General features: G+C 69.5%; 16 protein-coding genes. 4 read left to right on the forward strand and 12 right to left on the reverse strand.

What is annotated here, in order from left to right; translation table 11 throughout:
• Positions 1 to 15: 15 nt before the first annotated feature.
• Positions 16 to 888, reverse strand: coding sequence for an acyl-CoA desaturase (locus tag WPS_RS01705; protein ID WP_317996135.1), 873 nt, complete (start codon positions 886 to 888; stop codon positions 16 to 18).
• Between the two features lie 60 nt (positions 889 to 948).
• Positions 949 to 1,395 (reverse strand): OsmC family protein, encoded by a 447-nt coding sequence (locus WPS_RS01710; RefSeq protein ID WP_317996136.1) that lies wholly within the window; start codon positions 1,393 to 1,395, stop codon positions 949 to 951.
• Between the two features lie 54 nt (positions 1,396 to 1,449).
• On the opposite strand from WPS_RS01710, the gene WPS_RS01715 reads away from it, so the two are divergent.
• On the forward strand, positions 1,450 to 2,274 hold the full coding sequence (locus tag WPS_RS01715) for an amidohydrolase family protein (protein WP_317996137.1): 825 nt from the start codon (positions 1,450 to 1,452) through the stop codon (positions 2,272 to 2,274).
• On the opposite strand, the gene WPS_RS01720 is transcribed toward WPS_RS01715, so the two are convergent.
• The 4 genes from WPS_RS01720 to WPS_RS01735 form a co-directional block, all read right to left on the reverse strand.
• On the reverse strand, positions 2,219 to 3,307 hold the full coding sequence (locus tag WPS_RS01720; protein ID WP_317996138.1) for a DUF3810 family protein: 1,089 nt from the start codon (positions 3,305 to 3,307) through the stop codon (positions 2,219 to 2,221). The genes WPS_RS01715 and WPS_RS01720 overlap by 56 nt on opposite strands.
• On the reverse strand, positions 3,304 to 4,053 hold the full coding sequence (locus WPS_RS01725; RefSeq protein WP_317996139.1) for a GNAT family N-acetyltransferase: 750 nt from the start codon (positions 4,051 to 4,053) through the stop codon (positions 3,304 to 3,306). The genes WPS_RS01720 and WPS_RS01725 overlap by 4 nt, the downstream gene beginning before the upstream one ends.
• Before the next feature lie 85 nt (positions 4,054 to 4,138).
• Complete coding sequence (locus WPS_RS01730; RefSeq protein WP_317996140.1) at positions 4,139 to 4,924, reverse strand: anti-sigma factor domain-containing protein; 786 nt, start codon at positions 4,922 to 4,924, stop codon at positions 4,139 to 4,141.
• Entirely contained in the window at positions 4,921 to 5,433 is a 513-nt protein-coding gene (locus WPS_RS01735) for an RNA polymerase sigma factor (protein WP_317996141.1), read from the reverse strand. The genes WPS_RS01730 and WPS_RS01735 overlap by 4 nt, the downstream gene beginning before the upstream one ends.
• A 124-nt stretch (positions 5,434 to 5,557) precedes the next feature.
• Between WPS_RS01735 and WPS_RS01740 the strand changes: the two genes are divergently transcribed.
• From WPS_RS01740 to WPS_RS01750, 3 genes are read left to right on the forward strand one after another with little or no spacing between them, the layout of a single operon-like run.
• Positions 5,558 to 5,881, forward strand: coding sequence for a hypothetical protein (locus WPS_RS01740; protein ID WP_317996142.1), 324 nt, complete (start codon positions 5,558 to 5,560; stop codon positions 5,879 to 5,881).
• A complete protein-coding gene (locus WPS_RS01745; RefSeq protein ID WP_317996143.1) occupies positions 5,882 to 6,610 on the forward strand; it encodes an SIR2 family NAD-dependent protein deacylase in 729 nt (242 codons plus the stop codon).
• Positions 6,607 to 7,755: a cation:proton antiporter domain-containing protein gene (locus WPS_RS01750; RefSeq protein ID WP_317996144.1), complete on the forward strand. Its 1,149-nt coding sequence runs from the start codon at positions 6,607 to 6,609 to the stop codon at positions 7,753 to 7,755. The genes WPS_RS01745 and WPS_RS01750 overlap by 4 nt, the downstream gene beginning before the upstream one ends.
• Before the next feature lie 280 nt (positions 7,756 to 8,035).
• Here the strand turns inward: WPS_RS01750 and WPS_RS01755 are convergent, their stop codons facing one another.
• The 6 genes from WPS_RS01755 to WPS_RS01780 form a co-directional block, all read right to left on the reverse strand.
• Complete coding sequence (locus WPS_RS01755) at positions 8,036 to 8,341, reverse strand: hypothetical protein (protein WP_317996145.1); 306 nt, start codon at positions 8,339 to 8,341, stop codon at positions 8,036 to 8,038.
• A gap of 145 nt (positions 8,342 to 8,486) precedes the next feature.
• Positions 8,487 to 10,304 (reverse strand): sodium:solute symporter family protein, encoded by a 1,818-nt coding sequence (locus WPS_RS01760; protein WP_317996146.1) that lies wholly within the window; start codon positions 10,302 to 10,304, stop codon positions 8,487 to 8,489.
• On the reverse strand, positions 10,295 to 11,185 hold the full coding sequence (locus WPS_RS01765) for an SDR family NAD(P)-dependent oxidoreductase (RefSeq protein WP_317996147.1): 891 nt from the start codon (positions 11,183 to 11,185) through the stop codon (positions 10,295 to 10,297). Before WPS_RS01765 ends, WPS_RS01760 begins: the two co-directional genes overlap by 10 nt.
• A gap of 12 nt (positions 11,186 to 11,197) precedes the next feature.
• Positions 11,198 to 11,779 (reverse strand): hypothetical protein, encoded by a 582-nt coding sequence (locus tag WPS_RS01770; RefSeq protein WP_317996148.1) that lies wholly within the window; start codon positions 11,777 to 11,779, stop codon positions 11,198 to 11,200.
• Positions 11,780 to 11,806: 27 nt separating this feature from the next.
• Positions 11,807 to 11,938, reverse strand: a complete 132-nt coding sequence (locus WPS_RS01775; protein WP_317996149.1) for a hypothetical protein — start codon at positions 11,936 to 11,938, stop codon at positions 11,807 to 11,809.
• 4 nt (positions 11,939 to 11,942) lie between these two features.
• Positions 11,943 to 13,187, reverse strand: a complete 1,245-nt coding sequence (locus WPS_RS01780) for a hypothetical protein (RefSeq protein ID WP_317996150.1) — start codon at positions 13,185 to 13,187, stop codon at positions 11,943 to 11,945.
• Positions 13,188 to 13,221: the final 34 nt, after the last annotated feature.

The raw sequence follows: 13,221 nt of genomic DNA on the forward strand, positions 1-13,221 counted from the left end.
AAGGTTCGCTTCGGGTTATGCCTGTTCGCGCACGGGGAAGCGCTGCGTCTCGAGCTTCAGGCGCTGCAGCATCGCCGGCGTCGGAAGCTTGATGTCGCGCGCGAGCTTCAGCCACGCGAGGACTTTAATCGTCCACCACGTCGCGTCGAATTCGAACCAGCGCAGGCCGTGGCGTGCCGAGAATGGGAACGCGTGGTGGTTGTTGTGCCAGCCCTCGCCCCAGGCGAGGATCGCGACCCACCAGTTGTTGGTCGACTTGTCGCCGGTGCGGAACGACTGGTAGCCGCTGTGGTGCGCGGCGCTGTTGACCAGCCACGTGATATGATACGTGAGCACGATGCGGACGAAAACGCCCCACACCAGCCACGAGACGCCGCCGAGTGCAAGCAGCGCGACCCCGAGCACGATCGTCCACAGCAGGTACGTCTTCTCGAGGAACTGATAGAAGCGATCGCCGGCGAGGTCGGGCGCGAGCCGGGCCTGTTCAGCCGGCGAGAGCCGCGCTTCGTTGGGGCGGTAGAGCCACTCAAAATGGCTCCACAACAGCCCGCGATTGATGTCGTGCGGATCGCCTTCTTTGTCCGTGTGCGCGTGATGCGCGCGATGCGTCGAGATCCATTCGATTGGGCCGCCTTGAAGCGCCAGCGTGCCGAGGATCGCCGCCAGATATTCGACCGGCTTGACGACCTTCAGGCTGCGATGCGTGAGGAGCCGGTGGTAGCCGAGCGTGATCCCCCAAGCGCCGGTCACGTAGTAGAGCGCGACCATGACGACGAGCGCGCTCCAGTGGAAGGTGCCTGGGATGAACGCGCAGAGCGCGCCAAGGTGGACGACGGCGAGGCCGGTAAACGTCACCCAGCCGGGAATATGGGGCTTCGCGGATTGCATTGCTTCCGAAAGGTGCGCCCTCCGTCGCCTGAATCCTGGCAAGGAGAGCGCACCGGTCGCTTACGGAACGAGCGCGGCGTCGAGCGTGATCGACTTCACTGCGCCCAGCGCCTTGGAGATCGGGCAGCCGGCCTTCGCACCGTTCGCGAGTTCGGCAAATTGTGCCGCGTCCAAGCCCTCGGCGCTCACCTTCGTCGTCAAGTGGATGCGGTCGATCTCGAAGCCGTCCGGCAATCTGTGAAGGTTGACGTTCGCGATGGTGTCGATCGACTTCGGCGGATGGCCTGCGCGGGTGAGTGCGAGGCTTAGCGCCATCGAGAAGCAGGCGGCGTGCGAGGCGGCGAGCAGTTCTTCGGGATTCGTGCCGGGGTCGCCGGAGAAGCGCGTTCCGAACGAGTACTCGGCGTTGACCTTCCCGCTCCCGGCGGCGATCGTGCCGCGACCCTTGGCGATGTCGCCCGTCCAGTGGACGGACGCGGTGCGTGCGATATCGTCAGGCGTGTTCATGCCTCTCAGAAAAATCCACAACCGCGCGACGGTTGCGGGGGGTTGTTCGGCTCGATGATCGACGTGCACACGCACCTCCACCCGCCCCGCCTGTTCGCGGCGATCAGGCGCTGGTTCGCGGAGCGCAGCCCGTGGGAGATCCAGCATCATCCGACCGAGCCGCGCGCGGTCGCGCAGGCGATGCGCGACGCCGGCGTCGAGACGTTCGTCTTCTGCTCGTACGCGCACAAGCCGGGGATCTCGCGCGAACTGAACGCGTGGCTTGCGCAGACCGCGCGCGATCTCGGCGCGGGGGCGTTCGCGCTCGCGACCGTCCACCTCGACGATCCTGATCCGGCGGGCGACATGCGCGAGGCGCTGCGCGACGGATGCATCGGGCTCAAGGTGCACGAGAACGTCCAGCGCCTGCACCTCGACGATCCGCGCTTCGCGCCGGTGCTCGATGCGGTCGCCGCGGCCGAGGGGTTCGTCCTCGTGCACGTCGGCGCGATCCCGTGGTCCGACGACACGCACGATGGCCCGGCCCGCATCGCGCGCGTGCTCGCGGCGCACCCGCGCCTGCGGATCGTGGTCGCGCATTTCGGCGTCCCCGATTCGCTGCGCTATATCGAGATGGCTGCGCAGGAGCCGCGGCTCTTTCTCGACACGACGATGGTATTCGCGCGCGAGTCGCCGATGCACGTGTTCTTTCCGCACGACACGATCGAACGCGCCGCCGGCCAGATCGTCTACGGCACCGACTGGCCCAACATCCCGCACGCGTACGACAGCGAACTGCGCGCGCTGGAGGCGATGGAACTCTCGCCGGGCGCCCTCGACGCGATCACGCGCGAGAACGCGCGGCGCTTGGCGCCGGCGCTCGCGCGCTCGGCGCCTTGACGCGCGGCAAACCGTCCGCGTCGAGCTGCGTCCCCACCAGCAGCCGCAGGAAATACCCATACGACGCGACGCCGCCGCGGACGCCGTTGCTGCGCAGGTAGCGGTCGTAGAGGTGCCACTGGATCGCGAACACTTGCGGCAGATAGTGGCGCAGAAACCGCGCGCGGCCGGCATCGAAGTCGGCGACCACGCGCGGATCGAGCCGATGTTTGCGGCGTTCGCTCTCGGGGAGTTCGCCGTACGTCCAATACGCACCGGAATACCGGATCAGTGGATCGCTCGAACGCAGGCACGCCAGCGTGCCGACGTAGTTCGCGTCTCCCTCGTCGGTGAAGCCGCCGACATGCGCCCACTCGTGTGCGAGCGCGCGCGGCACCTCGAACGGCAGAAATGAAGCGTTGAGCAGCGTCTCGAACGCGAACGGCGAGTACTGCCCGCCGATCCCTGCCGCCTCGTAATAGGGTTCGAGGATCGTGGGCTTCGGCCGCGTCACGCGCACCTCCCACCGGTCGCCGAGCCGCGCGATCAGCGGCGCGTAGGCTGCGCGCAGCTTTGCAAGGTCGAGCGTCTCCGCGTGCGCGGCCACGACGTCGCGATTGAGGATGGCGACGATGCGCGCGCTGAACTCCGCGACGCGCGCGTCGGTGACGGCCTGCGGCGCGAGCTCGATGCGCTGCGCGATCGTCGCCCGGCGATAGTTCCAGCCCCACAGCACCTCGAAGAGCACGACGCCGACGGCGACCCAGGCGATCGTGTGCGCGGTCAGCGCGCCGGCAGTTCGCAGGCGCCGTCCGCGCGGCGCACCGCGCAGCGCGCGCACCCACCACGCCGCGAGCGCAGCGAGCACCGCGAGCGCCTCGAGGTCGCCGAGCGGAAACGGCACCGCGTCGGTCAGCGGGACGAACGCGGCGTTCATCGCCGCGAACAGCCCGTTCGCATATCCGTGCTCGATCCAGCCGGCCGGGAGCGGCGCCGCCGCGGCGACGATCGCAAGCGCGACCGCGATCCCGTCGAGCAGCAGCGCGCGGATCACGGAAAGAGGTACGTCGTGAACGTCCCGGCACGGGTAAACCCCAGCCGTTCGTAGAGCGCGATCGCCGGCGCGTTGAAGTCGTTGACGTACAGCGAGAGGGTCGTCTCCGTGGCGAACAGCCGGCGCGCCGCCGCCGCGAGGGCGAGCGTCGCATACCCGTGTCCCCGTTGTTCGGGCGGCGTCCACACGCCTTGCACCTGCGCAGTCGCCGCGCTGCGCGGGCCGACGTTGCATTGAAAACGCAGGTCTCCGTCGACGACCCACACCCACCACGCCCCGGCCGCGATCGCGCGCCGCACGCTCGCGACGAAGCTGCCGCGGTTCGCGCGCGGATCGTAGCCGAGCTCGTCGAGGATCATCCGCGCGCTGTGTTCCGCCACCAGGTCGGCTTCGTCGTCGCGCGCGCGGCGCACGTCGACGTCGCGCCCGGAATCGTGCAGCGCTCGCGGTTCGAGCACGTAGAGCGGCTGGACTGTGCGCACGAGCGTCGGGGCAGCGTGCCACGAGCGCACGCGATCCCACAGCGCGTCGACGACGTCCTTGGGCCCCACGAAACTACGCAGCCCGGGATGCTTGCGGGTCTCGACGGCGATCGCGTCGATCGCCGCGGCATCGTCGGCCGCGACGATGAGCTGCGCGCCGTAATAGACCAGACCCGTGAGTTCTCCGCGCGCGTTGCGATTGGCGACGATCTCATCGGGCATGCCGGGGCCGCGGCCGCCCTCGAGCAGCCATTGAAGGAACACGTTTTCGTACGGCCGGCGCGCCGCGAACGCGACGGCGTCGCGGCGGGTCGCCCGGGTGACGGGTTCGAGCAGAAGCGGTGTGCGTTCAGGAGAGGGGGCGGACGAAGGTCGGCGACGTGGTCGGCGCCTTGCTTCCGCCGTCCGGTTCGACGGTCACCGCCACCGCTCCGATCTTCAGTGCGTCGACGGGGAGCTGGACGACGGCGACACCGTCGGCGTTCGGCGTGAAGGTGACGCTCGGCTGCACCGCCTTCGCGCCCTTCAGGACCGTCCACGCCTGGTAGACTCTCCCTTTGGGGAGCGCGGGCAGTTTCGAGAGCGCGAAGTAGACGTGATCGCCGCGGACGACGACGGCCCCCTGCGCGACCTCGTAGCGGCGCGCGTCGGACGAGACCAGGTCGGTCAGCGTCTGCCGGTCGTTGCGGGAGACCCGTTCGGTCTGGGCGAGCTGGTTTGCGAGCGTCTCGGCGCGACGCTTCGTCTGGGCCAGATCGCCGCGCAGGGCCACATCCTGCGCGACCGTGACGAACGAGAACACGAGCGCGGCCGCAGCTGCGAGCCCCGTCCCCCACAGCCAGCCGGGGTTGGGGCCGATGCGGCGCCGCGCGACCGGATTGCCGCCCGCCGCGTCGGCGCGCACTTTCGCAACCAAGCGCTCCTTCATCCGCGCCGAGGCTGCCGAATCGACGGGTTCCTCGGCGGCGAAGGCGATCGTGTCGGCGGCCGCACGCAGATCGTGATACTCGCGGCGCGCGTCGTCGTCGCCGGCGACGAACGCCGCGACCAGCGCGCTCTCCTCACGCGGGAGAACGCCGAGCGCGTAGAGCGCGACCACTTCCATCATCTCGTCGCGCGGCATCGGCACGCTCATTGCGACACCCGCTCGCCGAGCGATTCGCGCATCTTGCGCAACCCGGCGCGGATCCGCGTCTTCACGGTCCCCAGCGGCGTCGCGGTGCGCTGCGCGAGTTCCTGATGGGTGACGCCGCCGAAGAAACCGAGTTCGATCAAATCGCGCTGATCGCTGGGAAGCTGAGCCAGCGCATCGCGAACGCGCTGCGCGTCGATGCGCGTGAAGACGTCGTCGTCGAGCGCGCCGTCGAGCGGAAGATCAGCGGGGATCTCGGTTTCGGGGCGGACGGCGCGCGAACGCAGGACGTCCAGCGCCCGATTGCGGGCGACGCGCGAAACCCATGCCGTGAACGAACCGCCGCGGAACGCGTCCGGAGCGGTCCAAATCTTCAGAAAAACGCTCTGCGTCAAGTCTTCAGCCATGCTTGGATCGCCCAGCATGCGCAGACCGATTCCGAAGACCAGCCGGTGGTACGCATCGTAGAGCGATTCGAACGCGACGGGGTCTCGCGCTCGGATTCGATCCATCAACCGCACCCCTGGGTCCATTGGTTCGGGCTTCGCGCCGTTGAAGCGGTCACCTCGCATGGGGTAACGTGGAGAGGTCCGCGCCGGATGCTCCCCGGCGCATGCGATTCGGTCAAGGAACAGTATGAAGCAGCGTCGTCGTCCGCGCGATTCCACGTTTCTTGTCTCGGCGGCCCTCGCCGGAGCGGGCGGCGTGCTTGCGATCGCGTTCACCGTCGCGATGCCGTTCTGGACGGCCGCGCACCACCGGCCGTGGTCGAGCGCGTTCGCCGAGATCGCCGCGTGGGGCTGCGTCGCGCTCGCGGGTTGTTACGCGTCGATCCGGACCTATCTCGACAGCGGCGATCCGCCGGAGCGTCCGCCGCGGGGCGGCTTGCCGGCGCTGCGCCTCCTCGAGGGCGGCGCGCCGCACGTCGAAGCGCCGCGTTCCGAGCGCGACGCGGCGTAGGTGGAGACGGCGGAATTGCGCGCGCGCCTCGCCGCCGCGCGCTCGCTCACCGTGCTCACCGGATCGGGGATCTCGGCGGAGAGCGGTTTGCCGACGTTTCGCGGCGTCGGCGGCTTGTGGCGCATGCACCGCGTCGAGGACCTTGCGTCGCCGCGCGGGTTCGCGCGCGATCCGCACCTGGTGTGGACGTGGTACGCGGAGCGGCGGCGCGCGCACGCCGGCGTCGAACCGTCGTCGGCGCACGTCGCCCTCGCCGCGATCGAAGAGCGCGTCGACGACTTCACGCTGGCGACGCAGAACGTCGATTCGCTTCACTTGCGCGCCGGCTCGCGCAACGTACTCGAACTGCACGGCAAGATGCGCGAGTCGCGCTGCACGATCTGCGATCTGCGCCGTCCGCTCGACGACGTGCTCGTCGAGTTCACCCGCGACGGCGTCGAGGCGCTCCGCCACGACTGCGGCGGGATGTGGCGGCCGGATATCGTGTGGTTCGGTGAACCGCTCCCGCGCGCCGCGCTCGAGGCGGCGTTCGATGCCGCGCGCCGCGCCGACCTGATGCTCGTCGTCGGAACCTCGGGAATGGTGCAGCCGGCGGCGTCGCTCGCGACGAAGCAGTGCACCGATGCGTTCGTCGTCGAGATCAACCCGGAGGAGACGGCGCTGACCGCGCACGTCGACGCTTCGATGCGCGCCCGCGCCTCCGACGTGCTCCCGGATCTGGCTGGTTGAACGCGGTCGCGAGCGGCGTCGGTGCGTTCGTCGCGCTGCTCGGTGCCGCGGTCGTCGTCTCGATCCTCGCCGAACGGCTGCGCGTTCCGGTGGCGGTCGCGCTGGTCGCCGTCGGGACGTTCGTGCACGTCGACCTCCCGTTCGCGTTCGGTGACGTGCTGCTGTTCGTCTTTCTGCCGCCGCTCGTCTTCGAAGCGGCGTGGAATCTCGATCTGGGCGCGCTGCGCCGCACCGGCGTGCGGATTGCGATGCTCGCCGTTCCGGGGACGCTTGCGACCGCGGCGCTCGTCGCCGGCGCGCTCATCGCGCTGGGCGTCTTCACGCCGGGTTCCGCCCTCGTGTTCGGTGCGATCGTCTCCGCGACCGATCCGGTCGCGGTCGTCGCGGCGTTCCGCCGCGTCGACGTTCCGCTCGACGTGCGCACGTTGGTCGAGGGTGAGTCGCTGGCGAACGACGGCGTCGCGCTGGTCCTCTTCGCGCTAGCGCTCGCGTTCGCGTCGGGCGCGTCGCCGCCGGTCGGCGTCGAGATCGCGGCCGGAATCGCCGCGATCGCGATCGGAATCGCCGTCGGCGTCGTGTTCGGCCTGGCGTGCGCGTTTGCACTGCGCGCGACCGACGCGCTCGAGTACGAGGTGACGGTCACGATCGTGCTCGCGTACCTCGCCTATGTCGCTGCGGCGGCGTGGCACGGCTCGGGTCTGTTCGCCACAGCGGCGGGCGCCGTCGCGCTGCGCGCGGCGTTGGCGCGGATGCCGGCCGCGCTCACCAACGCCGCCGACGTCGACCGCGCCTGGATCGCGCTCGCGTTCATCGCGAACGCCGTCGTGTTCTTGGCGACCGGGATCCTGATTCAGCCGCAGCGGATCGTGCACGAGCCGGTGCTCGTGATCGCGGCGGTCGGCGCGGTGTGGCTCGCGCGCGCCCTGCTCGCGCTCGTCGCGGGCCGCAGCCGCCGCGATCGGGTCACGCTGTTCCTGGCGGGGATGCGCGGCGCGCTCCCGCTCGCGCTCGCGCTGGGGCTGCCCGCGACGCTGCCGGGACGTCCGCAGATCATCGACGCGACGTTTGCGGTCGTGCTGATCACGATCGTCGCGCAGGGCGCGCCGCTGCAGCCGGTGCTCGCGCGCCTCTACCGTCGCGCGTAGCCGCGCCGCCGCGACGGCGTTTCGCGCGCCGGAACCGGCCGTTCGCGCCGGCGTTCTTGCGCGGGCGCGGACGCTTCGGCTATGCAGTGCGCATGGCGCAGTTTCCGATCTGGGCGCGCATCCTGGCGTTTGCGATCGTCGCCGTCGCGTACGTCGTCAGCGTCAACCTGTTCGCCGCGTCGCTCGCGCGATAGCGCTAGAGATCGAGCGGCATCGGTCGGGCCGGGCTGGAGCGCGCACGCGGCCGCCCCGCGCCGTTCCGCTCCAGCGCCGCCACGCCTCATCTTCCCGGGTGTTCGGCCGTCGACCGGCGTAACTCGCACCGATGGACGATCTCGAGGCGGTGCGCGCCCGCATCCCCGGCTACGCCGATTACGGTAACGGCGACGCGCGTCACGAAGTCGACAAGCAGATCCGGGCCTACCTCGGCTAGGCGCTCTCGTTCGCCCGCGAACGCCTGCGGCCGGCCGATGCGCTGGGCGAGCGCATCGACGGCCTGATCCTGCGCTGCGAGTTCTCCGATCAGCGCGTCATCCGCGCGGCCGACCACGCGCGCTTCGACGCGCATCTCGTCGAACGCGTCCACGCGCTCGATCGCGCGCTGGCGGAGATCGCGGACCGCGTCCGTCAGGTCGGCGACGCCGTCGAGCTCGGGACGGTGCTCGACGACGCGGCGCGCGTGCTCGACGAGCGCTTCGGCGCGATCGCCGACGCGCCGTCGACGTAACGCGCTAGCCCGCCGCGCTGAGGCACACGGCGAATGCGATCATCGTCGCGACCGCGACCTTCACGCTGGGCGTGCGCAGCGTACGCGCGATGACGGCGATGCAGCCGACCGCGAGCGCGCACCACGCGAGCCCCTGCGGCACGTCGCCGAGCACGAGCCGGCCGATCCCGAAGAGCGTCCCGTAGACGAGCCCGAGCCCGGCGATCCAGTCGACCAGCGCGATCCCGAGGCGGTCTTCACTGCCGCCGGGGACCAGCCGCGCGATCGGCCCCCAGCCGGCGCCGCTGGGCCGCACCCGCGCGTAGAAACGCGTCAACGTCGCTTCGGATTCCGGTTTGGTGACGAACGTGACGCCGAGCCACACGACGGTCGTCGCGGCGACGGTGATCAGCAGGCGCTTCGCGGTCGCGTTCGGATCGTCGCCGACGACGATCCCGCTGAGATAACACCAGCTGCCGACGATCGCCGAGGTGGCGAGCGCGGAGATCTCGCTCCACGCGTTGATGCGCCACCAGTACCAGCGCAGGATCATCACCAGGCCGACGCCGGCGGTGAGCGTCAGCATGTATTTCCACGCTTCGCCGACCGACGACATGAACAGCGTGACGGCCGCGGCGAGGATGCAGGCGACGATCGTCATCACCCGTGACACCGAGACGTAGTGCGCGTCGCTCGCGTCGCGCCGGATGAAGCGGCGGTAGAGGTCGTTGGTGAGGTACGACGCGCCAAGGTTCAACTGCGTCCCGATCGTCGACATGTAGGCGGCGAGGAAGCCCGCCATCATCAATCCGCGCAGCGCGACGGGGAGATGGTCGACCAGCGTCTGCACGTAGCCGAGCTCCGGATCGGGCTTGCCGTTCGCGCCGATCACGCCGTGGGGGTAAAGGACGAGCGCGGCGAGCGCGACGAGGATCCAGGGCCACGGCCGCAGCGCGTAGTGCGCGACGTTGAAGAACAGGGTCGCCCATACGGCGTCCTTCTCGCTGCGCGACGCGAAGATGCGCTGCGCGATGTACGAACCGCCGCCGGGTTCGGCGCCGGGATACGACGACGCCCACCATGCGACGCCGATGAAGACGAGGAACGTCGTCACCGGCATCCACGACGCCGCGTCGCCGGAGGGGACGAACGCCAGGATCGAGCCGCCGCCGCGTTGCGCGTCGAGCGTCGCGAGCCCGGCTTTGAGCGCGCCGATCCCGCCGACCGCGGCGACCGCCGCCCACGCCAGCACGATCGCCATCGTCATCTTCACGACGAACTGCAGAAAGTCGGTGACCAGCACCGACCAGAAGCCGCCGATGGTGACGTAGAGCGCCGTGAATCCCAGGCACAGCCACAGCGCGAGATAGGTCGGCACGTGCAGCGTGAGCGAGAGAATCTTCACCATCGCGAGATTCACCCAGCCCATGATGATCGTGTTCACGAGCACGCCTTGGTAGACGGCGCGCACGCCGCGCAGCGCCGACGCCGGCGCGCCGCCGTAACGCAGTTCGATGAATTCGACGTCGGTGAGCACGCCCGAGCGGCGCCACAGCGCCGCGAAGAAGAACACGGTGAGGATCCCGCTCGCGGCCATGTTCCACCACAGCCAGTTGCCCGCGATCCCGTTCTGCGCGACGAACCCGGTGACCGCGAGCGGCGTGTCGACGGCGAAGGTCGTGGCGACCATCGAGACGCCGGTGAGCCACCAGGGCGCGCTGCGGCCGGAGAGGAAAAACTCGGCGACATTCTTACCGCTCCCGCGCGCGAAGTACAGTCCGATGCCCAGATTGATCGCGAAGAACGCGACGATCACCGCGATGTCGAGGCCGCTCAGCGCCATCCGCGCAGGGTTCGTGCGGCCGGATGCGCTCCCTGCGCGGGCTCAGAGGAGCGCCGCGCGCTCGCGGCAGCGGCGCAGGAACTCGGTCTGAAACTGCGGGTCGGCGAGCGCCGGCGGGAGCGAGCGAATCTTCCGCCGCTGATGAACGCGCCGGTCGTTTCCTCCCACTTTGAGGAGAGTGCGCCGTCGTAGAGCTTACGCGCGCCTTTGTCGGGCGAGGGCAGGAAAGCGAAAAAGAGCCGCATCCACAGCGGCGTCCCCGCGCCTTTCGTCAGCCGCGTGCGATTCGGGCCGGGGTCGACGGCGCGCACGATGATGCGGTCGGCGGCGAGCTCGCGCGCGAGCGCGGTGGTGATGACGTTCAGCGCCGCTTTCGATTTCACGTAGGGGCCGAAGAGTTTGGTGAACGTCTGCGGGCGTACGAGATCGTTCCAGTCGAGCGACGTCGCCTGCAGCGAGAGGCCGGCCGAGGTGTTGACGACCGTCGCGCCGCCGGCATTGACCAGCGCAGGCCGCAGGCCATCGACGAGTTGCAGCGGCGCGAGCGCATTCACTTCGAAATCGAGCTCGTTGCCGTGCCCGGAGAACTCCAGCCGCTCGGGCAGCAGCCCCGCATTGTTGAACAGATATTGCACCGCAGGGAACGCGGCGACGATTTGGCCGCTGCAGCGGCGAATGTCGGCGTGGCTGGAGAGGTCGACGGCGAACGTCCCGGCGACCGAACCTGAGCGCGTCGCCTCGAGGGTCCGCGCGAACGCGCGGGCTTTGTCGTCGTTGCGGTCGAGCAGCACCAGCGAGATGCCGTGCGCGGCGAGCTGCCCGCAGAGCTGCGAGCCCAAGCCCCCGGACGCTCCGGTGACGACGGCGATTGGCGGCGGCATGACGGACTCCGATCAGTCGGCGGTGCGAATGGGAAGGGGAACGAAGGTGGTGGTGCGCGCGCTGCCGAGGCCGCGGCCGGGCGCGTGTTCGAACGGTTCGCCGATCTCGTCGCCGCACGGATCTTCGAGCCGCGGGTGGATCGCGAGGCGCGCACCGCGGCGCCACGCGCCCGCCGGGACGAACGTCCACGCGCGTTCGCCGACGGCCAGCTGCGGGCTCCCGCGGGCGCGAGCGCCGTCGGGCAGCGCGACGGCGAGATACTCGCTCGCGAGCGCGTCGATCGGCCCGTTGAAGCGCACGACCAGCGGGTCGCGCGTCCCGGCGTACACCGTCGCGATCCGCCATTGCGCCGGATCGAGCGGCGTGCAGCCGCCGCGGCTCACCAGCCACGATTTCACCACCTCATCGCCGAGCAGCAGCCGGGTGCGCGCACCCGACTGCAGGACGAAACCGTAGGCGCGATGATGGGCCAGACCGATCTTTTGACGCGACGGATCGAGCAGCAGCGTCACGGTGCGGCGATCCGCCGACCACAGCGGCGGATCGACGAACGGATGCGGCACGAACGACCCGTCGGCGCGGCGCAGCCGCACGCGTTTCGCAACCGCCTCACCGGACGGCTACGGAAAGACGATCGAGATGCGCAGCAGCGTTTCGGAGACCATGCCGCCCGACGGAAACACGCGCACGCCGGGCGCCGCCGCCGAACCCTGCGGCACGGCGGCGGCGAGCGTCCCCGCGAGCGCGAGCACCGCGTTACGGCGCTTTCGGCGCAACGACCAGGTCCCGATATCCTTCTTCTTTCTTGAGCATATTCTGCATCGGCAGGATGTACTTTTGCTGGTAGTCGGCGTTGTATTTATACGCGGGGAAGTCGTACTCGGAGACATCGGCGTCCGAGAGCCGGAACGATGCGCGCTTGTCGTAGGAGACGAGTTCGGGCGCACCGGTGTCAAGATTCCGGCGCAGCGCGACGAAAAACGTGGCGTCCTGGTTGTCGATGCGCAACGCGCCGTCGAAGTCTTCGACGATCGCGCCGAGGTTGGCGCCGGGCGGCGCCGTCATCGACGGCGGCGCGGTGATCCCGGCGCCGGCGTTCTCTTTTTCGATCCCGCTCAACGGGATCGCGACCGACGGCCGATAGCGTTCGGTGATCAGCACGAACGGGTAGCTCTTGCCGCTTTGCATGTCGGGCTGATCGTAGACGATCATGCTCTGCGGGATCCCGGCGACCCCGAGCTCGGCGAGCGTCTTCGCTTTGACGTGCGCGCCGTCGACGAGGCTCGCGACCGGGATCGACACGAGCGGCGAGCACAGGTATCCGGCCAGCAGCGTGTCGACGCCGCCGACGTTCGCGAACGTCATCGCGCGGATCGGTGCGCGCGTCTCCCACTGGTTGTGCACCGTATGGTACATCTCCACCGACGCGATCGTCTGGCTCGCGAACGGATAGCTCAGGATGCGCAGCGTCGAGGAGAAGCTCTGGTTCGCGAGCCCGGCGACGTAAAGCCGTCCCTTGTGCCACTTCATGTCGGTCACGGTGTAGGCGCGCTCGGGGACCTTGTCCCAGAACGTCACCCCGCCGCCGGTTTTTTCGAGCGCGACCGACGTCGAATGCGTGCGGGCGAGGTCGAGCTTCGTCACCGTACCCGCCGGCGTGACGCGCACGATCGCCGGTTCGTTGCGCCTGCCGGCGTCGAGCGCGATGTACGCTTCGTTCGTCCCCGGACGCATCGCGAGGTCGTCGACGCGGAAGCGTTCGGTGCCGACGGCCTTCGCAAGCGGCACCTGGAGGTCGAGCAGGTTGAAGGGCCGCGAAGCCGCGGAGGTCGCGGGACCCAGCGTGTACGCATAGATGCGGCCCGTTCGCCAATCGGCGGCAAAGAGCGTGTTCGCGGGGCCGAAGGCGATCTTCGAGATCGACGTTTGCGTCTGGGCGGACGCAGCCGCCGACGACATGATGAACGCCGCGGCGAGTGCCGCAAGAATTTTCATGTCCACGATGCTAGCGGGGCGAACGATCGCTGAACAGTAG

Origin of the sequence: Vulcanimicrobium alpinum, assembly GCF_027923555.1 — a bacterium.
Lineage (GTDB): Bacteria > Vulcanimicrobiota > Vulcanimicrobiia > Vulcanimicrobiales > Vulcanimicrobiaceae > Vulcanimicrobium > Vulcanimicrobium alpinum.

Excerpts from the sequence above, each read along its gene's own strand:
- WPS_RS01705 (WP_317996135.1), bottom strand. The coding sequence starts at position 888 with ATGCAATCCGCGAAGCCCCATATTCCCGGCTGGGTGACGTTTACCGGC.
- WPS_RS01710 (WP_317996136.1), bottom strand. The coding sequence starts at position 1,395 with ATGAACACGCCTGACGATATCGCACGCACCGCGTCCGTCCACTGGACG.
- WPS_RS01715 (WP_317996137.1), top strand. The coding sequence starts at position 1,450 with ATGATCGACGTGCACACGCACCTCCACCCGCCCCGCCTGTTCGCGGCG.
- WPS_RS01730 (WP_317996140.1), bottom strand. The coding sequence starts at position 4,924 with ATGAGCGTGCCGATGCCGCGCGACGAGATGATGGAAGTGGTCGCGCTC.
- WPS_RS01735 (WP_317996141.1), bottom strand. The coding sequence starts at position 5,433 with ATGGATCGAATCCGAGCGCGAGACCCCGTCGCGTTCGAATCGCTCTAC.
- WPS_RS01740 (WP_317996142.1), top strand. The coding sequence starts at position 5,558 with ATGAAGCAGCGTCGTCGTCCGCGCGATTCCACGTTTCTTGTCTCGGCG.
- WPS_RS01760 (WP_317996146.1), bottom strand. The coding sequence starts at position 10,304 with ATGGCGCTGAGCGGCCTCGACATCGCGGTGATCGTCGCGTTCTTCGCG.
- WPS_RS01765 (WP_317996147.1), bottom strand. The coding sequence starts at position 11,185 with ATGCCGCCGCCAATCGCCGTCGTCACCGGAGCGTCCGGGGGCTTGGGC.